The following is a 19,961-nucleotide window of genomic DNA, read 5'->3' as shown; positions in this document are numbered from 1 at the left end:
AAGGGAGGCCGCGATGGCAGAAACGCATATAGAAGTCGCACGCGCGGTTATAGAAACCAGCTTTCGGTTGCGGCACCATTCCCTGGCCGGAACTGCCTCATTTCGCCGTGATATGGACCACTCCCGACGCGCAATCGAGGCCTCGCGCGAACTGCTCAAGCGCCTTCGCCAACGTCATCGCGATGACATGGCCCGGGAGGGAGATCCGGAGCCAGGTCCTGTTGCCGTCTCGGCCTTCGATGCCGACATACTCCGCTCGGCGTTTCGAAACCTGGTCAGGGAAACAGGCGTTCCCGAGTGTGAATGGCGCCACCTGGCTGAAAGCTTGGTCCGCGAATATGTCGGGTGCGAGCAGGTTAACGTTGGCTTGTTGGACTGGATTACCCACAAGTAGTCAGCGGTATAAATTGCGTACCAACGCAAAGCAGCCCGTCCCGCCCACATTGCCGGTGACACGAAACGGGCTGCGGAAGCCCGCATGCGACGCTTCCTGCAATCCAACTTCGGGCGAGTACGGATGTTCCGTTAGTTTCTGCTGAAAGGCGGTACATTCTGCTGCCGTGGCCATTCGACAGTCACTGGTAGGGTAGACCCGCCGCTCCATTTGCGAAGCGACGGGCTCTCGCCCACCCCATACCTGTGAAAGCAATTTAGATGCCAAAAACTTTTGACCCGTTATGGGGCACAGCCGTCGCCTTGCCAGTCGGTCCTACCAGTGCCCTCTCGTCGCTCTGCCTCGACATTGATAATCATGTACATCATGCCGGCTCGTTGGCTGCGATCACAAATTGTCGGATTCGTACGAAGCAGAGTTCTGTACGATCCCAACCCTTTAACTTTGTACACCCCTGTTTTGTAATTCGGCGGCTGAGGGGACGCCGCGCATCAGGTCGCATTTCACTGTCAATCGCGCGCCAGAGGGCGTATATTTTTTAAATCGTCTGCACGTGTCTACGGGCGCAGACGGCAGGGAGATTGGAAAGCTCTTGCCCCAAGCGGGATTGAGCTATGACCAATCCAGAGAACGATTCCTACAGAAACCAATTGTTGCGTAGGCTTGACCCTGGTGACCTGGGGCTTTTGCAGCCACACCTTGAACTGTGTGACCTCGAGCCGAAAACGACCTTAGAGAAAGCCGATTCGGAGATCGAGACGGTGTACTTCCTGGAGGACGGCATCGCTTCTGTGGTCGCGACGGCTTCAGGTAAGGAAGCCGAGGTAGGCCTTGTCGGCTTTGAGGGAATGACCGGTGCCGCGCTCGTGATGGGCGCTGACTATGCAGCGCATCAATGTTACGTTCAGTCGGCCGGCAGCGCTTTCAGGATGGGAACCGAGCCCTTCAAGGAGGCTCTTGCGAACAGCCCAACGTTGCGCCTTTTCCTGTTGCGCTATGTCCACTACTTCCACATCCAGACCAGCTATACGGCCCTGATCAACGCAAAATCAAACCTTGAAGAGCGGTTGGCGCGCTGGCTTCTAATGTGTGACGATCGGGTCCACGGCGAGCGCCTTGCGATCACCCATGAGTTTCTCGCCGTCATGCTTGGAGCAAGACGCCCAGGCGTTACCGTTGGGCTGCAAGTGCTGGAAGGACGTGGTTTCATCTATTCTCGACGTGGCGAAGTGCACATCAGGGACCGCAGCGGACTTGCGGCCTGCGCAAACGGCACCTACGGCAAGCCAGAAGCCGATTACGTTCGGCTAGTTGGATTATAGCGCTCCAAGCATGCCGGACGTAGGCCGCGGTGATCCAAGCACCTGCGCCTCGCGCCAGCAATACAGCCCGTCCCGCCCATATTGCCGGTGACACGAAACGGCTGCGGAAGCCGCGATCCGATGCGATTGCAATCCAACCCTGGGCGCGCACGGATGTCCCGCAAGCTTCATATCCCGTGCGTCAGCACAAGATAAATAGCGGGGACGAGCATCAACCAGCCGCTCAGTCCAAGAACCACCAAGATGGCCATGCGCTCTGTTCGCCTGACAAGGTCGGCAATGTTTTCTTTGTCCGGCAAAGCGACGGAGGCCACAAACCCGGGCGCACGATCATCGTTGCCATTTCCCGGTTGGTTCGCGCTGCCACTCTCATTCGATCTCTGGACCAATGTCATTGTGATCGTTCACCGAAAAGAATCTAAACCGGCCCGTTCTCGGCGCGTGAGCCGGAACGGGCCGAGGCGGGAAATCAGTTAAAATCGAAGGACGACCGAAGGACCACGTCGGCGGTAGCACCGGACGCGACGGCGACCATGCCGCCAATAACTGCGGCAAACCCGTCTCCAGCCCCGCCGGCGGCGGTGGGGACGGTAGTGCCAGTCCCGATGGTAGACTTGCTGCACTTCTGCCTGTGCGTCTTCTTCAAAGGTCTCTGTTTGTGGCGTCTCAAGTTCATCGAGGATGCCGTGTCCGGCCCCTGGAACACCCGCCATTGCGTCAGTTGGGCGGACAGCGCTTGCAAGAGCCGCTGCCCCGGCAACGCCAAACATTGCAGTCAAGAAGGATCGCCGATCCATAATAAACCTCCCAAGGTACATGTGCTAGAAATGCGCCCACGCCTGCCGAATGAGCATGCATGGGCGCACGGTGAAATACAGGACCCGCCCGCCGTCGAAGCAGCTCACGGGTCCTATCAGCGCAGGAAGGGACGTAGCTGCGCCGATCCACGCCATGTCAGCCAAGAACGACCCCCATCACCAAGAAGGTGATGGCTGTTGCGAAAATCGGTGCGAGCAACCATCGCGCCTGGCCGACACTTTTTTCCACTGTTTCTCTCCGAATTGGAGAGACAACAACCTTTAGGCCTAAGCCGTTCCGCCTACTCCCAACGGGTAAGACCATTGCGTTTTCCAACCAGACTTTGGTCCTGCGCGGATTCAGACAGAGGCCCGTATGAGGAACGTTTGGCCTGGCGACGTGTTCGGGTGGCTGGCGCCCAGCCGATCGTGCTGCCGCCAGGTTACAAGAGGAGAAAAACAAATGAGGATGCACCTAAGCAGCGCCGCTGCGGCGCTCTTGCTGTTGGCCAGCGTCGGCGCGGTTGCGGCACAGGATGTGGTTATCACACCGGAACAGGACACCGTCGTCCGCGAATACGTGAAGAAGCAACCCTTGGCTTCTGTGAAGCTTCCGGGGGTGGAGTTGAATGTCGGCACGGCTCTGCCAGACACGGTCGAACTCCACGAGGTTCCCAACGTCAAATACCGCTATACGGTGGTCGACAACCGAACGGTTTTGGTGGACCCGAGCACACGCAAGATTGTGAAAGTCTACGACTGAAACTTCGAACCGGCCAGGCCCGCCGGCAGGGATGCCGGCGGGTTGCGCTCGTCAGATCGCCACTCAATCGGACAAATGAAAATGATGAACCCTGAAGTCGAGACGTCGCAAGCGCTCGTGGCGCGCCTGGTTGATCTCCAGGCGAGAGCGCGGGCAGCACGTATAAATGAGGCCGAAATAAAGACCTTCCAAAAGGTCGCAGCCGTCACGGATGATGGTCGAGGTCGGTCGGCTCAGGATCTGGCCGTTCCAGGTTCGATGGCGACATAGTGGTGCACGAGGTCACACCCCAATCGCCGCCACAAGAATTCGGTTCTGCCCGCGGATCGCCGCGCGCAGTTCCAACATTCCAAGTTGTGCCTTCTTCTACGACGCGCCAGCAACCTGGGTGGATGCCCCAACCCTGGTGAAGGTGTTCCGCACCCTGACGGACTTGTAGACGTAGGCGACCCAGAGCCCTATCAGCACAAACGAGACTATGTACGTCGCAAGCGCCTCGCCAGTGACCACTTTCCGAACCGAAACCCCGATCGCGGTGGAGACCCAGATCGCGTCCAGTATGACCGCCACCGGGATTGCGAGCCATTGGATGAGAAACAACTGCTTGAACCGAAGGCTCCGCCTCAGCATGGCAACGAGCACCACAAGCTGAAACACCATAAATGCCAGCAGCAGGGCAACCTCGCCATAGACCACCATGGGTCCATTCGGCACCAGCATGAGCTGGTTGTAGCCATCGCTGGAGGCCCCCAATTCGGCGAGTGTGGGCAGCGGTGACAATGCCTGACCGATAGCCAGCAGCATCAGCCAGCCGCCGAAGCCCACAAGAGTCTCAGGATTCTGCGACGGCTTCGCGGCCGATCGAACAGCAAAGAAAACAGGCACGCCGATCAACAGCAGCATGATCGCCCAATGCCAGATGGAAAACGCCCCCATTTACCCCTCTCCTTTTTATGCCCCTTTAAGTTGTACAAGGTTTAGATTCAACTCAAGAGGCGAGCCCTCGTGTGAATGAAGTTATGTCGAACCGACGATTTCTCCTGTCTGCTCCTGACTCCTTCACACCCCGATCGCCGCCACCAAAATCCGGTTCTGCCTTCGGATCGCCGCGCGCAGCTCCGGTATTTTCGCCGCGTCGCGCTTCACGAATTCGATGAACATCATGTTCATGTTGTTGAAGATCAGTTCGCCGAGCGCTGCTCCGTCGATGTCCTGCCGCACCAGGCCGAGCGCCTGCAGGCGGGCGATCAGGGCGCGGATCTGTTCGGTCAGCGCGCGGTCGAGCGCGGTGTAGGCCTGGCCGAACGGGCTGTCGGGCAGTTGCGTCGAGATCGCCATTGCCTGCCGCCACATCTCCTTGCTGAGATAGTGCAGCGAGTGCTCGATGTAGATGCCGATCAGCGTATCCAGCGCATCGCCGACATTGGCCGGCGGCCTGGCGACGACGCCCTGCCCGGCATTCAGCACCTCATTGACCTCCAGCGAGACGATGGCGCCGAGGATGTCGCCCTTGTTCTCATAGTAGTTGTAGATGGTGCCGACCGAGACCTCGGCCTGCGTGGCGATCGCCTCTATCTTGGCGCCCTCATAGCCGGCCTCTCGAAACAGTTCCGCCGCCGCTTCGATGATGCGCCTGTGCCGGTCCGCCTTTTGCCTTGCCCGCAATCCGCTCATTCCAGCCTCTTGCCACAAAAACAGAATTGACTCAATTTTAGAATTGGTTCAATTTTTTGCAAGAAGCCACAAAGGCAAGGGAGAACACTCGATGTCCGCACATTCCAAGACCATGAATTCGCTTTCCATGTTGAAGAGCCATCTGCATGCTGCGTGCGCGGCCGCGGCGCTGTTGCTCGCAGCCGGCAGCGCTGTCCAGGCCGCCGACCTCAACGCGCTGATCTGGTGCGATCATGCCGATCCAGCACTGCTGCAGCCCTTCGAGGAGGCCAATGGCGTCAAGGTCAACGTCAAGGAATTCGAGGGCACCGGCGCTGGCCTCGCCATCGTCGAACAGTCACAGCCGGGCGACTGGGACGTGATGGTGATCGATTCGATCGACGTGCCGCGCGGCGTCGAAAAAGGCCTGTTCGAGCCGCTGCCGGAAGACAAGCTGCCGCTGGCCGACCTGTTTGCGCAGGTGAAGATGGACGGCTCCACCATGGTCGGCGGCAAGCGCTACGGCATCACCGAAAAGTTCGGCTACAACACGATCGGCTACAACAAGACCAAGGTCGACCCGGCCGACATGCAGTCGATGGCGGCCCTGACCGGCGACAAGTACAAGGGCAAGGTCGCCATCTACGACTACTACCTGCCGGTCATCGGCATGGCCGCACTGGCGATCGGCAAGAAGACGGCCGATCTCACCGAAGCCGACCTGCCCGCCCTCAAGGACGAGCTCTTGAAGATGAAAGCCAATGCCAAGCTGGTCGGCGAAGTGACCGCCAGCCAGACGGCGCTGGCGACGGGCGAGGTCGACATACTGGTCGGCGGCGGCGAATGGGTGACGGCGGGCCTGGCCAAGGAAAACCCGGCGCTGGACTTCTCCATCCCGAAAGAAGGTGCGGTTCTGTGGTCGCAGTCGCTGGCCATGTTCAAGGATTCCAGGAACAAGGACATGGCGCTGAAGTTCATCCAGTACATTATGAGCCCGGAGGGCCAGGCGCGGCTTGCCACCTCCTCCTGCTACTGGGGCATGCCGGCCAACACCAAGGCAGCACTGACCGACGACCAGAAGAAGGTGCTGCGCTTCGACGAACAGCCGGGCTTCCTGACGCGTGCCCAGGCCTATCCGGCGCCGAACGCCGATCTCGACAAGAAGATGCAGGACATGTGGACCGAAATGCTGCAGGCGAAATGAGCCGATAGCGCTCATGAGCTCGGCTGGAAACAACCCCTTGCCCCGGGCGGGCCATACCCTGCCCCGGGCGAGCTCTGCTCTGCCCTGGGCGCTGGTCACGCCGGCGCTCGGCTGGACGCTGCTGTTCTTCGTGCTGCCGTTCATTGCCATGGGGTTTTCCAGCCTGACGGCGCATGAGGGCGGCGGCTTCACGCTGTCCAACTACAGCCAATTCTTCACCAACCCTTCCTACTGGCAGGCGATGGTGAACTCGCTTGAGGTGACCGCGATCGTCACCGTGGTCTCGGTGCTGCTCGCCTATCCCTTCGCCTGGATCCTCGCCGAACAGGTGCCGGAGCGCTGGCAGCGGCTGGCGCTGATGCTGGCGGTGCTGCCGTTCTGGACCTCCTATGTCGTGCGCTCCTATTCCTGGCTGCTGGTGCTGGCGCAGAACGGCGTCGTAAACCGGGCGCTGACCGGCTCGGGCCTCATCAGCGAGCCTGTGCATCTCGCCAACACGCGTTTCGCCACCATCACCGGCTTCGTGCACTTCTTCGTCATGTTGTTGACGCTGACGATCTTCGCCAATCTCAAGCAGCTCAGCCCCAGCTACCGCAAGGCGGCCGCCGATCTCGGCGCCGGGCCGGTGCGAACCTTCCTGCATGTCGTGCTGCCGCTGACCTTGCCCGGCATCATGGTCGGCGCCTTCCTCACTTTCGTGCTGTGCATCGGCGACTACATCACGCCGCAGATCCTGGGCGGCAACAACGAGCTGCTGATGCCGCAGCTGGTGATGATGCAGATCGGCCGGCGCGGCGACTTTCCGCTGGCCTCGGCGCTGTCGATCATCCTGATGGCGGTGGTCACCATCGCCTATCTCGCCTGCGCCCGCTGGCTGAAGATCGAGCGGGCCTGAGATGCGCAGGATTGTCCGCATCGCCTCCTGGCTCTACGCGCTTGCCGTCTACGGCTTCATCTTCCTGCCCGTGATCGTGCTGGTGCTGTTTTCGCTGCAGGCGACGTCGTTCCCGATCCCGCCCTTCACCGGCCCGTCGCTGCGCTGGTACGACGCAGTGCTCTCGGACCCACGGCTGACTTCGGCGTTGGTCAATTCGCTGCTGGTCGCGTCCATCTCGTCGCTCGCCGCCGTGACGCTCGGCTTCCTTTCCGCCTGGGGCTTTGCCCGCTTCGTCCTGCCCGGCTCCGGCCTGCTGCGCGGGCTGATCACCCTGCCGCTGACGGTCAGCTATCTCATCATCGGCATGGGGCTGCTGGTGCTGTTCAACTGGGCCGGCGTACCGAAATCCTTGCTTGCCGCCGGCATCGGCCATGTCGTGATCAATCTGCCGCTGTGCTTTGCCATCATCTACAGCCAGATGGGCGACCACCAGATCAACATCGAGCGCGCCGCGCGCGACCTCGGCGCGCCGGAATGGAAGGTGCTGCTGTTGATCACCGTGCCGGTCATGGCGCCGGCCATCTTCGCCGGCTTCTTCCTGTCGATGACCTTCTCCTGGGACGAATTCGTGATCTCCTTCCTGCTCACCCGCTTCGACACCACGCTGCCGGTCGAGATCTGGAACCTGCTGCGTTCCGGCCTCAATCCCAAGACCAATGCCGTCGGCTCGCTGGTCTTCGCCGTCTCCATCGTGCTGGTGGTGTTTTTTGAACTGACATTGCTTCGGAGAAAGCCCGCATGAGCGCGCCCCTCGTCGACATCAGCAGTGTCTCGCATCGCTTCGGCCAGCACACCGTGCTGAAGGATGTCTCGCTGCAGATCGAGCCCGGCAGCTACACGATCCTGCTCGGGCCGTCCGGCTCCGGCAAGACGACGCTCTTGTCCATTCTGGGCGGCTTCGTCACCCCCAGCGAAGGCAAGGTGTTCATCCGTGGCGAGGATTGCACGTCGGTGCCGCCGGCCAAGCGGCCGACGACGACGGTGTTCCAGGACTATGCGCTGTTCCCACATATGAGCGTCGGCAGCAATGTCGGCTTCGGCCTGCGCATGCAGGGCGTCGACGGCGCGACACGCGCGGGAAAGGCGCGTGAAGCGCTGGCGCTGGTCGGTCTCGCCTCTGCCTTCGACAAGAAGCCGCATCAGCTCTCCGGCGGCCAACGGCAGCGCGTGGCGCTGGCGCGGGCGCTGGTGATCGAGCCGGCGGTGCTGTTGCTCGACGAGCCGCTCGGCGCCCTCGACCTCAAACTTCGCCGGCAGATGCAGGATGAATTGAAGGCGATCCAGAAGCGCGTCGGCACCGCCTTTATCCATGTCACGCACGACCAGGAAGAGGCGATGGCGCTGGCCGACCATTGCGTGGTGATGAATGACGGGCGCATCGAGGACGAAGGTCCGCCAGAGCGCGTCTACGCACGGCCGGCGACGCGTTTTTCGGCGACCTTCATGGGCGAAAGCACGATCCTCGCCGGCACGGTCACGGAGGCGAAGGATAGGACAAGCACCGTCGCGACGCCGGTCGGGCCGGTCTCGCTGCCTGGCGCCTTGCCGGTCGGCTTTGCCGTTGCGCTGGCCATACGGCCGGAGCATCTTGTCCTCGGCGAGGCGCGCGGCGGTGTCAGGCTTGGCACGGCCGAGGTGAGCGACGTGGTCTTCCAGGGCAGCTTCAAGCGCGTGCTCGCCGTTTCCGTCGAGGACCCTTCGCTCCACTTCATCGCCAAATTGCCCGCGACGGCGACCGTCCAGCCGGGCGACAGGGTCGCGATTTCCTGCGATACCGATCAGATCATCCTGCTGACGGATTGAACATGGCAACGCTTGCGGTCATCGACGCTCCCGACTGGTACGAGACCATCCGCATGAGCGATGGCGTAACCTTGATCCACGAGCCATGGATAAAACCATTCTTCCGCTGCAACATGTGGCATGTGCGCGGCCGCGATCGCGATCTCCTGTTCGACACCGGGCTTGGCCATTTCAGCCTCAGGCGTCACGTGCCGTTGGTCAGCGAGCGCAAGCTGATTTGCGTCGCCAGCCACACGCATTTCGACCATATAGGCTGCCACCACGAATTTCCCGAGCGCTGCGTGCACGCCGCCGAGGCCGGGATCCTCGCCGATCCGCGTAACGAGTGGACGGCAGCCGGCACCTATGCGACCGACGAAATGTTCGATCGCATGCCGCAAGGCTGGGACACGGCGCGCTACGGCATTCTGCCCGCACCGGCCGGCCGTTTGCTCGAGCATGGGGACGTCGTCGATCTCGGCGATCGTGCCTTCGAGGTGATCCACACGCCCGGCCATTCGCCCGGCGGCATCGCGCTCTATGAAAACAGGACGGGCATCCTGTTATCAGGCGACATCATCTATGACGGCCCGCTGATCGACGATGTCTACCACTCGGATATCCCCGATTACATGGCGACGCTCTTGCGTATGCGCGACCTCGATGTCTCGGTCGTGCATGGCGGCCATTTCCCGAGTTTCGGCAAAGTGCGCTACCGCCAGCTCGTCGACGAGTATCTGGAACAAAAGCGGCGAGCCGGCTGCCATCTGCGGCAGCCCTGAAAGCGGTCAGAGCGGTTCACCGTTTCACGGAAACGGCGAACCACTCCAACTCCTTGTTTGGCGCAATTCCGGACGGAAAACCGTTTCACACTTTTCCTGGAATTGCTCTAGCGCATCAGTTCGAAATGCCGCGGGAATGCCTGATGCAGCAGGAGCAGCATGGTCTTGCGCAGCACGTTGGTGTCGCGGCTGGATGGATTGAGATGATCCCAGTACCAGGCGCCATGAACCAGATAATTCAGGCTCTCCGACAGCGTGTCGATGTCGACGCCGGTGTAACCGCCGCTGCGCGAAATCTCGATCAGCAGCTCGCGCGCTTCGGCGGTGTAGGCAAGATCGCTCGGCAGGCCGATCTCATTGTAGATCTGCATGCTCTTGCGGTCGCTGGAGAACACGACAAAGACCGAAACCCATTTCGGGTGCTGGCGGGCGAAACGTTGCGCGCAATCGACCGCGCCCAGGGCCCGCTCAACCGGCGACAGGCCGGGCGCTCGCACCAGCGTCACCCACAGCTCATCATATCGATCGCTGAGATACTGCAGGACGGCGCGAAACAGGTTCTCCTTGCTGCGGAAATGGAAGACGACCAGGGCATTGGACGACCCGACATGTTCGGCGATGCGCTGCATGGTGACGCTTGCCAGCCCCTCCTCCGCGATGAGCTCGATGGTGGCGTCGATGATCCGCTGCACGCTGGCTTCGCCGCGTTCGCGCCGACGGTCCTTGGGCGGCGCGGCATCGTTTGCGGCACGTCCATTCTTCGCCGTTGCGCCTTTGCGTTTTGCCGCCGCAGCTTTTTGTTGCGCCATCTTCGTCCAGCTCCTTTCGGACCTTCTGCCGGCGATCACCGACGCCGCCGCCACGGATCCGTCTATTCGAGGTGTCCGGCGTCGGCTCACCACAACCGAAACCGCAGATCAACCACGATCGCGGCAAGGGCCGCATCGCCCTGTTATAGCGACGGGCGCGTTTCGGCGTTTGTGTACCACTGCCCCTTGGCCGTCTCATAGGCCATGGCCGCCCGGAAGACATCGGCATCGCAATAGGTGCGGCCGACGATCTGGATGCCTGTCGGCACGCCGCTTGCCGCCCGGCCCGACGGCACGGATAGAACCGGACAGCGGCTCATCATGTTGAACGGCGTCGTCATAACCCAGCCAAGCGACGGGTTCACCTGCTTGCCGTTGATCTCGACCGTGCCCGTTGTCTGATCGAACTCCGCCGGCACGGCGGGAAGCGCGTTGGTCGGGCAGATCAGCACATCGTAGGTCTCCAGCAGCGGCCCCAGCGTCTGGTACATCCTGGCCGCCACTTCCAGTGTTCCGACAAAGTCCGTCGCCTTCGACCTTTGCCCGTCCTCCGCGAACTGCCTGGCATAGCTCGTCATGTCCTTGCCGTGCTCCTTGAGCAGTTGCGACAGCGAGGCGCCGAACAGATGTTCGAGATAGGCCATGCCCGCCTTGAGCACGTCGTCGCCCCAGCCCAGATCGACTTCCTCGACCGTGGCGCCAAGCGAGCGAAACACATCGCAGGCGGCAAGCGTGTTCTTGCGCACGTCCGGATCGACCTCGAAAGAACCGAGGTCCATCGAGAAAGCAATCTTGCAGCCCTTGATCGGCTTGTAGTCGCTGGGCAGGCGCAGTTTGGGGCGGAGCGTGGCGATGTCGAGCGGGCTCGGTCCGGACATGACATTCTGCAGCAGGATCGCATCCCCGACGTTTCGCGCCAAAGGTCCGGTGTGGCAGTAGAAATCGAGGTTGAACGGCGGCTCGTCCGGATTGCGCCCGTAAGGCGGCTTGAAGCCGACAAGACCGCAGGCCGACGCGGGAATTCGGATCGACCCGGCAATGTCCGAGCCGGTGGCGATCGACGACGTGCCGGACGCCAGCGTCGCCGCGGCACCGCCGGACGAACCGCCGGGCGTGAAATCCGGGTTCCACGGATTGCGCGTCACGCCCCAGCGTTTCGACCAGGTGTAGCCGGCGCAGCTGAATTCAGGCGTCGCCGTGCGGGCATGGACAATGCCTCCGGCCTTGATGATGCGCTCGTTCATCGTCGACGTATGGCCACCGATGGCATCCCGGGACAGCAGCGAGCCGTGCGAGGTCGGCTTGTCCTTGATGTAGCTCTCGTCCTTGATGCCGATCGGCAGTCCCTCGAGCGCCCCGGTACGGGCGCCCCTGGCGTATTTCGCCTCGGCTTTCCTGGCCAGATCCATCGCCTCGTCGAAATGCGTGAAGGTGAGGCAGTTGATCGTCGGCTTGGTGGCTTCGGCGCGGCGGATGGTGGCCTGCATCAGTTCGACGGGCGAAAGCTTCTTTGCCTTGAACAGCCGCAGCGCCTCGCTGGCCGGCATGTAGCAAAGGTCGAGATCGGTCATGGGGAGTCTCCTGCGATCTGCGCATCGCGTTGCATGGACGGAGATGACCGCGCCGCGTGCAGCGGCGCGGGAAAGCTTGGTCAGGTCACTTCTGCAGGTCGGTCCAGATCTTCGTGTAGAGCGCCTGCACGTCGGGCGGGCATGCCTGCATGAACTGGCCCTTGGCGGCGAAATCGGCGGGAATGTTGACTTCCGGCGCGGTCTTCATGTCGTCGGGCATGAAGGCTTCCGAGCCCTTGATACCGTTCGAATAACGCGCAAAGGCTGAGATCAGTGCCGCATTCTGCGGATCCATGATGAAATTCTGGAACAGCTTGGCGTTGTCGACGTTTTTGGCGTCTTTGAGGACAGCGACATTGTCCATCCAGATCGGATAGCCTTCCTTGGGATAGCCATAGACGATTTTGTCGTTCTCAAGCCGCTCGCGCAGCGATATGCCGTTCCAGTTGACGCCCGCGGCGATGTCGCCCCTGCCCAGGCCATCGACGGCCGCATAGTCGAGCGAAAGCCATTTCGCCTTGGCCTCCACCAGCTTGTCATGCACTTTCTTCAGCATTTGCATGTCGCTGCTGCAATATTTGCCACCCTCGTAAGCGATGGCGAGGAACATGATGTCACCCATTTCGGGTACGACATTGATCTTGCCGACGAGTTCGGGGGGTGGGTCGAGGAAGATCGCCGATGTGTTGGGGTCGCCGGCATAAACCGACTTGTTCACCGAAATGCCGGTCGTTCCCCACTGCCATGGAACGGTATATTTACGGCCTGGATCGAATGGAACATCGACCCACCTGGGATCGACGTTCTTGAAGTTCTCCATCTTGTTGGGATCGGTCTCCAAGAGCAGACCTTCGCTGATCCAGACCGGCACGACGCTCGCCGAGGGCACGACGATGTCATAGCCGGAGGCGCCCTGCCGGACCTTGGCCAGGGCGGTATCGTTGGAATCATAGTCGGTGACGGTGACCTTGACCTTGTAGGTCTCCTCGAACTTCTTGATCAGGTCGGGACTGGTGTAGTTGCCCCAATTGTAGATGTTGAGTTCGCCGTCGGCATGGGCAACGCCCGTGACAGTCAGCAGCGACAGGCCGATGGCCGTCGCGGTCAGTTTCCAGTTCATGCTGTATGCTCCCATTGTTGGGACCGGCGGCGTTACGGCCTCAGGTCCGTTTCCTGCTGACGAAAAGATGGCCGCGACAATGCCGATCGACGGCACGAGAACGGCCGTCGACATCGCATTTGCGGCATGCGGCGCACCGGCAACGGCAAGCCGCATCGCAGTCGAGATATTCCCCTCTTCATGGTGGCCATTCACCGGCTGGCGCCGGCTGTCCAACTCAATTCGCGACCTCAGGAGTAACTATGACTAAACATGCAGTCAATATCTTTATGCGGATACGGCCATGGCTCGCCGATCGATGCGCCCGATGCGGTGGTGACCAAGTGGGCAGCCAGGAAAGAGCTTTGGCCGCGACGTCGGGCGCGTCAGGCCGTTGGGGCCGCAACGGTTCCGGCCGCAATTCGCTGACGGAACCAATCGAAGGTGCGCCCGATGCCTTCCTGATAGCCCGTCCTGGCTTCCCAGCCAGGAAGGACATGCCTCGCCGACGTCAGGTCCGGACGCCGATTTGTCGGATCCTGGGGAGCCGGAGGGTGGTGCTCGATGCGGCTGCCGGGGACAAGCGACCTGACGAATTCCGCGATGCGCAGGACGGAAACCTCGTGATCGTTGCCGATGTTCAGAGGGCCGCGATGCGAGATGCCGTCGCGCCAGAAGTAACGTTCCAGCCCCTCGACGATGTCGTCGACATAACCCCAACTGCGCGATTGGGACCCGTCGCCATAGACCGTCAGCACCCCGGTTGTCAGAGCCTGGATGGCAAAGTTCGAAACGGCGCGTCCGTCGTCGATGCGGGTTCGCGGCCCATATGTGTTGAAAATCCTGACGACGCGAATGTCGAGCCCGACAACCCGCTGCTGTTCGAACAGCAATGCCTCGGTGCAGCGTTTGCTTTCATCATAAGAGGCCCTGGGACCGGTGCAGTCCACCGATCCCCTGTAACTCTCGGGTTGGGGTGAAACCAGGGGGTCGCCATAGACTTCCGAGGTCGAGGCGAAGCAGAAACGGCCGCCGGGCTTGAGCAGCGTCAGAAGATTGAGCGCGCCGCCGATGTTGGCCTTGATCGTGCGTACCGGCTCGCGCATGTACCAAAGCGGCGAAGCCGGCGACGCGAGATGAATGATCTCATCGAAGCGTTGAAGGGATGAAAAGCTTTCGGCATCGGCAATCTGCAGATCGAAACGCGGATCGGCGACATGTGCGACGTTGTCTCGCGTCCCGGTCCAAAGATTGTCGACGACGATCAGCTTTTCCAGATCGCTTCGCCGCAACAGACGGTCGACCAGATGTGAGCCGAGGAAGCCGCAGCCACCAGAAATCAACACGCTGCGCGACATGGAACCCCCTGCTCCAGACACCCGGCCAGTCAACGAGCCGCAGGGCTTGTTTCCCAACAACGGCGGATACGAGGCTACCCAAAAACCTTTCCGCCAATCGGTGCACCCATCTACACCGCCAAGCGCCGCGAGTGCAAACAGCAAGCTTTCACGAGTGGAACGTGCGGCAGCCGACCGGCCTCTGCTTTTAAGGAGAGAAACTGCCGCGCGATGTCGCGCACCGAAGCGGCCGCCAATGCCGCCGGTCATCCGAAAGGATGATCAGGTTACAGCGCTACAGCGCCCTTTGCGGGCATGGCGCTCCGGCTGCGTCACCACAGCGCGACGCCGTGGGCTGCGGTCGGAAGCTCGTCTCTTCGGACTGGCGCACCAGTTCGGCAAAGAGCAGCGCGAAGCTTCCCAGCATCAGAAAGACAATGATCAGGCGTGTTACCGGCAATATGTCGGCCTCGACTGGCTAGCCCCCACGCCACCCATCCACTGCCGGCTAACATGACCGATCCGGCTTTACGAGACTTTAAGGCCGGTCTTAACCATCACATTCGCGTAGCCTTTGACATGATACGCGAACGCATGTCCGCATCCGCCGTCCCGCGGTCGCCTCGCCATCCCGGAATGGCATTGCCATCCGGGATGGCGGCTCCGTTTGCAGACCTAACCCGCCTATGCTACCCCGAAATTGGCGCGGCCCTGCCGCTGCCAACCGGTCGTCATCGGGGAGCCATGAGCAAAGCCGCCAGCCACATCGCCTTCGTCTCGTCCGACACCGCTGACGCCAAGACGGCGCTGGAAAGCCTGTCGGCGCGCTATGGCCAGTCTTCCGTCGAGGAGGCCGAGATCGTCGTTGCCCTTGGGGGTGACGGCTTCCTGCTGCAGACCCTGCGCGATACGATGGGGACCGGCAAGAAGGTCTACGGCATGAACCGTGGCACCATCGGCTTCCTGATGAACGAGTATCGTTCCGGTGGCCTGACCGAGCGTCTCGAAGCCGCCGTCGCCGAAACCATCCGCCCGCTGGAGATGCTGGCCGTGACCTCGGAAGGCGAAACGATTTCGGCACTGGCTATCAACGAGGTGGCGCTGTGGCGTCAATCGTACCAGACGGCCAAGATCCGCATCACCGTCGACGAACAGGTCCGGCTTGAGGAACTGAACTGCGACGGCGTCATGATCGCAACCCCGGCCGGGTCCACCGCCTACAATCTTTCGGCGCACGGGCCGATCCTGCCGCTCGACGCGCCGCTGCTGGCGCTGACCCCGGTCAGCCCGTTTCGCCCGCGCCGCTGGCGCGGCGCGCTGCTCTCCAACAAAGCGACAGTGCGCTTCGACATCCGCGAGCCGGAAAAGCGGCCGGTGAACGCCGCCGCCGACCATACCGAGGTCAAGGCGGTGACCTCGGTGACGGTGCGAGAATCACCCACCGCGACAGCAACGTTGCTGTTCGATCCCAATCATTCCTGGAACGAGCGTATTCTCGCCGAACAGTTCCGCTATTGAGCCGGCGCTGCGACCGACAGGTCGATTAAGCATCCCGATTAAGGTTACAACTTCACAATCGTGCCATTGCTGCCCGTTTCTGTTGACAAATCGAGGGCTTGCTCCTAATTGCAATACCGATCTTGCAGGCGCGTGGCGCTTGCCGCGACGCCATTAGACGCCGTTGCGCTTCCCCGAACCAGCCAAAGACAACAACACTTGTCCTCAGACACCACGACCGCTCAAGAAGCGTTGACCTTCGCAGACCTCGGCCTGTCGCCGAAGGTCCTTTCCGCAGTCACCGACGCCGGCTACACCCAGCCGACGCCGATCCAGGCTGGTGCGATCCCGCACGCCTTGCTCGGCAAGGATATTTTGGGCATCGCCCAGACCGGCACTGGCAAGACGGCTTCCTTCGTGCTGCCGATGCTGACCCGCCTCGAAAACGGCCGGGCCCGCGCCCGTATGCCGCGCACGCTGATCCTGGAACCGACGCGCGAACTCGCCGCGCAGGTCGAAGAGAATTTCATCCGATATGGCAAGAACCACAAGCTCAACATCGCGCTCCTGATCGGCGGTGTCTCATTCGACGAACAGAACAAGAAGCTGGAGCGCGGCGTCGACGTGCTGATCGCGACGCCCGGCCGCCTGCTCGATCACCGCGAGCGCGGCAAGCTGTTGCTCAATGGCGTCGAGATCCTCGTCATCGACGAAGCCGACCGCATGCTCGACATGGGCTTCATTCCCGACATCGAGCGCATCTGCGAGATGATCCCGTTCACCAGGCAGACGCTGTTCTTCTCGGCGACGATGCCGCCGGAAATCACCAAGCTGACCGAGAAATTCCTGCATGCGCCGGTGCGCGTCGAGGTCTCGAAGGCCGCGTCCGCCGCCACCAACATCACCCAACGGCTGGTCAAATCAGGCTCCAAGCCGTGGGACAAGCGCGAGACGCTGCGCAACCTGATCAAGGCCGAAGATGCCGAACTGAAGAACGCCATCATCTTCTGCAACCGCAAGATCGAAGTGTCGGAACTGTTCCGCTCGCTGCTGAAGTATGATTTCGACGCCGGTGCGCTGCATGGCGACATGGACCAGCGCGCGCGCATGCAGATGCTGGCCAATTTCCGCGACGGCAAGCTGCGCTACCTCGTCGCTTCCGACGTCGCCGCGCGCGGCTTGGACATCCCCGACGTCAGCCATGTCTTCAACTATGACGTGCCGATCCATGCCGAGGATTATGTCCACCGTATCGGCCGTACCGGCCGCGCCGGACGCTCCGGAAAATCCTTCACCATCGCGACCAAGTCGGACACCAAATACATCGACGCCATCGAGCGGCTGATCGGCAACAAGATCGAATGGCATGACGGCGACTTGTCGACGGTGGTTGCCAGCGAAGGCGGCGAGGACGATGCTCCGCGCCGTGGCAAGGGCGCACCGCGCCGCGCCGGCCGCAAGGACGACGACCGCAGCAGGGAAAAGGGCGGCGAGCGCAAACCGCGCGAACGCCACGCCAAGCGCAGCGAAGACACGGCACCGGAAACAGTCCGCGAGGACCAGCCGGTGGCCGAGGTCGCAGCGGCAGCCGCCGACGTCGGCGAACGGCGCTCGCGCAAGGAAGCGATCCGTTCGGAAAACACCGAGCGCAAATCGTCCGATCGCAACGAACAGCGCGCACCGGAACGCGGCGATACCCGGCCGCAGCGAGACAACAGCCGCCCTGCCCGCCAACGTCACCAGGAAGACAACGATTCCACCGTTGGCTTCGGCGATGACATGCCGGCCTTCATGCGGATCGTCGCCAAGGTCTGATCCCGACCGCTTCGAAGGCAAGCCAGCCATCCGGCTTGCCTTCTCGGTAGAGCTCCAGCCTGGTTCGCCCGTTACATCGGCCCAGGCATCATCTTGGTCGGTTTTTCCAGCATCGGAAACTCGGCCTTCGAGCATTTCACGTTCGGGTTCGTCGGACTGAACATGCCGTTCGGATTGTCTCCGAGCCAGGCATGAAGGTCATAGTGGACGAACTCCTTCGGGATGAGAGGGTAGTGCCCCTCCATCGGCCCCATGAAGGTTTGGCCAAACAGCTTCGGAGGCTCCTTTATGTCCGGCGTCAGAGGCACCAGCCATTCCGCGCCCACCAGCCGCAAACCCTTCTTGGTCGGTTCATAGATCAGCACGTTGGGGTGCATCGGGTCGAGCTTCTGGCCGACACTCGGTACATTGACGAAGTGAATACCCATGGCGCCCTTCGGGTAATCCATCGCGCCCGCTATCTTTTCTCCGCTGTAGTAGACGCAGCCGACCGTCGACAGATAGAGATCGCGGACGGCAGCGGTGTAATCCTCATATTTGGCGAGCGACTTTTTCAAGGCTTCAATGTCGGCCTTGTTGGCGTCCTCGGCCCGAGCCGAAGCAACGTTCAGCCACGCGCCTACCAAACCTGTTAAAACGAGGACGCCACAGCGCCCAAGGCTGGCTGTTCTTGTCATGCATTCCTCCCAGATTTCTGATCTGGCCGTGCAAGACCGAGGCGGAAAAATGCTGATTGCGCGGCCGGTTACACCGCCTCATCCCCGCTGGACTGCCATGATGCTATTCCTTTCCATGGCCGCCGGAAAGCTATATTTTAGCAATAACTAAATCTATACCGTGCCCATCCAGAGCGCCGATGTCAGCTCAAACAAAAACGGCCCCGCATGAGGGCCGTTTCGCATCCGCTTGCCGGACGGATCAGGTGAGCGGCGACAGCTGGATCTCGACGCGGCGGTTCTGCGCCCGACCTTCGGCTGTGGCATTGGATGCGACCGGACGTGTCTTGCCGAAGCCTGTGACGGCGAAGCGCCGCTGATCCACGCCCTGACCGGACAGATAGTTCGCCACCGCCAAAGCACGACGCTGCGACAAATCGAAATTATGCTGGTCGCCACCGGTCGAATCGGTGTGGCCGAACACGTCGACCGTGGTCTGCTTGAACTTCTTCAGCACCAGCGCGACGGAGTTCAGGACCTGGTAGAAGCCGGGCTTCACCGCATCCTGATCCGAGTTGAAGGTGATGTCGGACGGCATGTTGAGGATGATCTGGTCGCCGCTGCGGGTGACACTGACACCGGTGCCTTCGAGCTGCCGGCGCAGTTCGGCCTCGTTCTGGTCCATCGTGGCGCCGATGGCGCCGCCGGCCAGCGCGCCGATGCCGGCGCCGATCAGTGCGTTGCGGCGGTCGTTGCCACCGGCAAGCAGGCCAAGGCTGGCACCCGCCAGGGCGCCAAGGCCGGCGCCGGCCGCCGTGTTGGAAATCTTCTGGTCGCCTGTATACGGATCGGTAGTGGTGCAGGCGCTCACGAGCACAGCCGTCGCCACGACGACGAGCACAGTCTTTTTCATAGGATGGTCCCTCTCCAAGTCACGCCTTGCGGTGGCGCCAAATCAGCCCTTCCCGCGACTTGTACCATGAATTGCGGCGAAAAGCGGAACGGCAAAAGCGCCGTTCACGGCTTTTCCCGAGAGACCAATACCCGGTGGTGGCGCCGCATCGCCGTGCCGGAATTGTTTGGATAAGCTACCAGAGGTTCTTGCCGTCTATGACAACCACTTCGACCTTTTCGAGATCGAAATCATCGAACAGCCGCGAGTTGACGCTGATCTTGGGATTGTCGAAATCCGGCTCGCCTGTCGACCAGTCCGGCGTTTCGGTAAAGGTGCCGCAGCCGCAGGTGGCGCAAAAACCGTGCTTTACGGTCTTCGACCCCCAACGATAGAAAGAGACGTTCTCCATCGGGCTGGTGAGCTTGAATTGCGAAGGCACGTAATAGGCCCAGAGCGAGCCGCGTTTCGAGCAGAAAGAACAGGTGCATTGCGTCACCGTCTGCGGTGCTTGCGAAACCTCGAATGTCGTCGCCTTGCAATGACAGCTTGCCTTGATGGTCATCAACGAACTCCTCCTGTCGCCGCCCCCCTGTGCGGCAAAGGCAGCATAAAGAGGTGCTCCTGACAACTGTCTGTCAGCAAGCATCA

At 61.4% G+C, this 19,961-nt stretch carries 20 protein-coding genes; 11 read left to right on the top strand and 9 right to left on the bottom strand.

Annotated elements, in window-relative coordinates; genetic code table 11:
• The first annotated feature begins 13 nt into the window (after positions 1 to 13).
• From MESCI_RS18085 to MESCI_RS18075, 3 genes are all read left to right on the top strand, one after another.
• Positions 14 to 394: a hypothetical protein gene (locus tag MESCI_RS18085; protein WP_013531389.1), complete on the top strand. Its 381-nt coding sequence runs from the start codon at positions 14 to 16 to the stop codon at positions 392 to 394.
• A 614-nt stretch (positions 395 to 1,008) separates the two neighbouring features.
• Positions 1,009 to 1,716: a Crp/Fnr family transcriptional regulator gene (locus tag MESCI_RS18080; protein ID WP_013531388.1), complete on the top strand. Its 708-nt coding sequence runs from the start codon at positions 1,009 to 1,011 to the stop codon at positions 1,714 to 1,716.
• 1,260 nt (positions 1,717 to 2,976) lie between these two features.
• Positions 2,977 to 3,276 (top strand): DUF1236 domain-containing protein, encoded by a 300-nt coding sequence (locus MESCI_RS18075; protein WP_013531386.1) that lies wholly within the window; start codon positions 2,977 to 2,979, stop codon positions 3,274 to 3,276.
• A gap of 366 nt (positions 3,277 to 3,642) precedes the next feature.
• Here the strand turns inward: MESCI_RS18075 and MESCI_RS18070 are convergent, their stop codons facing one another.
• Positions 3,643 to 4,212: a DUF2569 family protein gene (locus MESCI_RS18070; RefSeq protein WP_013531385.1), complete on the bottom strand. Its 570-nt coding sequence runs from the start codon at positions 4,210 to 4,212 to the stop codon at positions 3,643 to 3,645.
• A gap of 123 nt (positions 4,213 to 4,335) precedes the next feature.
• Positions 4,336 to 4,950 carry a TetR/AcrR family transcriptional regulator gene (locus tag MESCI_RS18065; RefSeq protein ID WP_013531384.1) on the bottom strand — a complete coding sequence of 205 codons (615 nt, stop codon included), beginning with the start codon at positions 4,948 to 4,950 and terminating at the stop codon, positions 4,336 to 4,338.
• A 91-nt stretch (positions 4,951 to 5,041) separates the two neighbouring features.
• Here MESCI_RS18065 and MESCI_RS18060 point away from each other — a divergent pair, with 91 nt between their 5' ends.
• From MESCI_RS18060 to MESCI_RS18040, 5 genes are read left to right on the top strand one after another with little or no spacing between them, the layout of a single operon-like run.
• The gene (locus MESCI_RS18060; protein ID WP_013531383.1) at positions 5,042 to 6,133 is read left to right on the top strand and encodes a polyamine ABC transporter substrate-binding protein; all 1,092 of its coding nucleotides are present in this window, start codon (positions 5,042 to 5,044) and stop codon (positions 6,131 to 6,133) included.
• Between the two features lie 13 nt (positions 6,134 to 6,146).
• Positions 6,147 to 7,028: an ABC transporter permease gene (locus MESCI_RS18055; protein ID WP_013531382.1), complete on the top strand. Its 882-nt coding sequence runs from the start codon at positions 6,147 to 6,149 to the stop codon at positions 7,026 to 7,028.
• 1 nt (position 7,029) lies between these two features.
• Complete coding sequence (locus tag MESCI_RS18050) at positions 7,030 to 7,812, top strand: ABC transporter permease (protein ID WP_013531381.1); 783 nt, start codon at positions 7,030 to 7,032, stop codon at positions 7,810 to 7,812.
• Positions 7,809 to 8,873: an ABC transporter ATP-binding protein gene (locus tag MESCI_RS18045; protein ID WP_013531380.1), complete on the top strand. Its 1,065-nt coding sequence runs from the start codon at positions 7,809 to 7,811 to the stop codon at positions 8,871 to 8,873. The genes MESCI_RS18050 and MESCI_RS18045 overlap by 4 nt, the downstream gene beginning before the upstream one ends.
• A gap of 2 nt (positions 8,874 to 8,875) precedes the next feature.
• Complete coding sequence (locus MESCI_RS18040; RefSeq protein ID WP_013531379.1) at positions 8,876 to 9,634, top strand: MBL fold metallo-hydrolase; 759 nt, start codon at positions 8,876 to 8,878, stop codon at positions 9,632 to 9,634.
• A gap of 107 nt (positions 9,635 to 9,741) precedes the next feature.
• On the opposite strand, the gene MESCI_RS18035 is transcribed toward MESCI_RS18040, so the two are convergent.
• The 3 genes from MESCI_RS18035 to MESCI_RS18025 form a co-directional block, all read right to left on the bottom strand.
• Complete coding sequence (locus tag MESCI_RS18035; protein WP_013531378.1) at positions 9,742 to 10,443, bottom strand: TetR/AcrR family transcriptional regulator; 702 nt, start codon at positions 10,441 to 10,443, stop codon at positions 9,742 to 9,744.
• A gap of 143 nt (positions 10,444 to 10,586) precedes the next feature.
• Complete coding sequence (locus tag MESCI_RS18030) at positions 10,587 to 12,014, bottom strand: amidase (RefSeq protein WP_013531377.1); 1,428 nt, start codon at positions 12,012 to 12,014, stop codon at positions 10,587 to 10,589.
• 85 nt (positions 12,015 to 12,099) lie between these two features.
• The gene (locus tag MESCI_RS18025; RefSeq protein WP_013531376.1) at positions 12,100 to 13,134 is read right to left on the bottom strand and encodes an extracellular solute-binding protein; all 1,035 of its coding nucleotides are present in this window, start codon (positions 13,132 to 13,134) and stop codon (positions 12,100 to 12,102) included.
• Between MESCI_RS18025 and MESCI_RS18020 the strand changes: the two genes are divergently transcribed.
• Complete coding sequence (locus MESCI_RS18020; protein ID WP_127370232.1) at positions 13,106 to 13,384, top strand: hypothetical protein; 279 nt, start codon at positions 13,106 to 13,108, stop codon at positions 13,382 to 13,384. The two genes, MESCI_RS18025 and MESCI_RS18020, sit on opposite strands and share 29 nt — an antisense overlap.
• Positions 13,385 to 13,499: 115 nt before the next feature.
• On the opposite strand, the gene MESCI_RS18015 is transcribed toward MESCI_RS18020, so the two are convergent.
• Complete coding sequence (locus tag MESCI_RS18015) at positions 13,500 to 14,471, bottom strand: NAD-dependent epimerase/dehydratase family protein (protein ID WP_013531375.1); 972 nt, start codon at positions 14,469 to 14,471, stop codon at positions 13,500 to 13,502.
• Between the two features lie 723 nt (positions 14,472 to 15,194).
• Between MESCI_RS18015 and MESCI_RS18010 the strand changes: the two genes are divergently transcribed.
• Together MESCI_RS18010 and MESCI_RS18005 are read left to right on the top strand one after the other, a co-directional pair.
• Positions 15,195 to 15,968: an NAD kinase gene (locus MESCI_RS18010; protein ID WP_013531374.1), complete on the top strand. Its 774-nt coding sequence runs from the start codon at positions 15,195 to 15,197 to the stop codon at positions 15,966 to 15,968.
• A gap of 198 nt (positions 15,969 to 16,166) precedes the next feature.
• Positions 16,167 to 17,762: a DEAD/DEAH box helicase gene (locus MESCI_RS18005; protein WP_063172295.1), complete on the top strand. Its 1,596-nt coding sequence runs from the start codon at positions 16,167 to 16,169 to the stop codon at positions 17,760 to 17,762.
• A 71-nt stretch (positions 17,763 to 17,833) separates the two neighbouring features.
• Here MESCI_RS18005 and MESCI_RS18000 read toward each other — a convergent pair whose 3' ends face one another.
• From MESCI_RS18000 to MESCI_RS17990, 3 genes are all read right to left on the bottom strand, one after another.
• Entirely contained in the window at positions 17,834 to 18,439 is a 606-nt protein-coding gene (locus MESCI_RS18000; RefSeq protein WP_013531372.1) for a hypothetical protein, read from the bottom strand.
• Between the two features lie 241 nt (positions 18,440 to 18,680).
• A complete protein-coding gene (locus tag MESCI_RS17995) occupies positions 18,681 to 19,331 on the bottom strand; it encodes a YiaD family glycine zipper/OmpA-like lipoprotein (RefSeq protein WP_013531371.1) in 651 nt (216 codons plus the stop codon).
• A gap of 175 nt (positions 19,332 to 19,506) precedes the next feature.
• Entirely contained in the window at positions 19,507 to 19,875 is a 369-nt protein-coding gene (locus tag MESCI_RS17990; RefSeq protein ID WP_013531370.1) for a GFA family protein, read from the bottom strand.
• Between the last annotated feature and the right edge of the window lie 86 nt (positions 19,876 to 19,961).

The sequence above is a fragment of the Mesorhizobium ciceri biovar biserrulae WSM1271 genome (assembly GCF_000185905.1).
Taxonomy (GTDB): domain Bacteria; phylum Pseudomonadota; class Alphaproteobacteria; order Rhizobiales; family Rhizobiaceae; genus Mesorhizobium; species Mesorhizobium ciceri.
The sequence above is the reverse complement of the archived record's forward strand: the minus strand, read 5'-3'. Positions and strand labels throughout refer to the sequence as shown.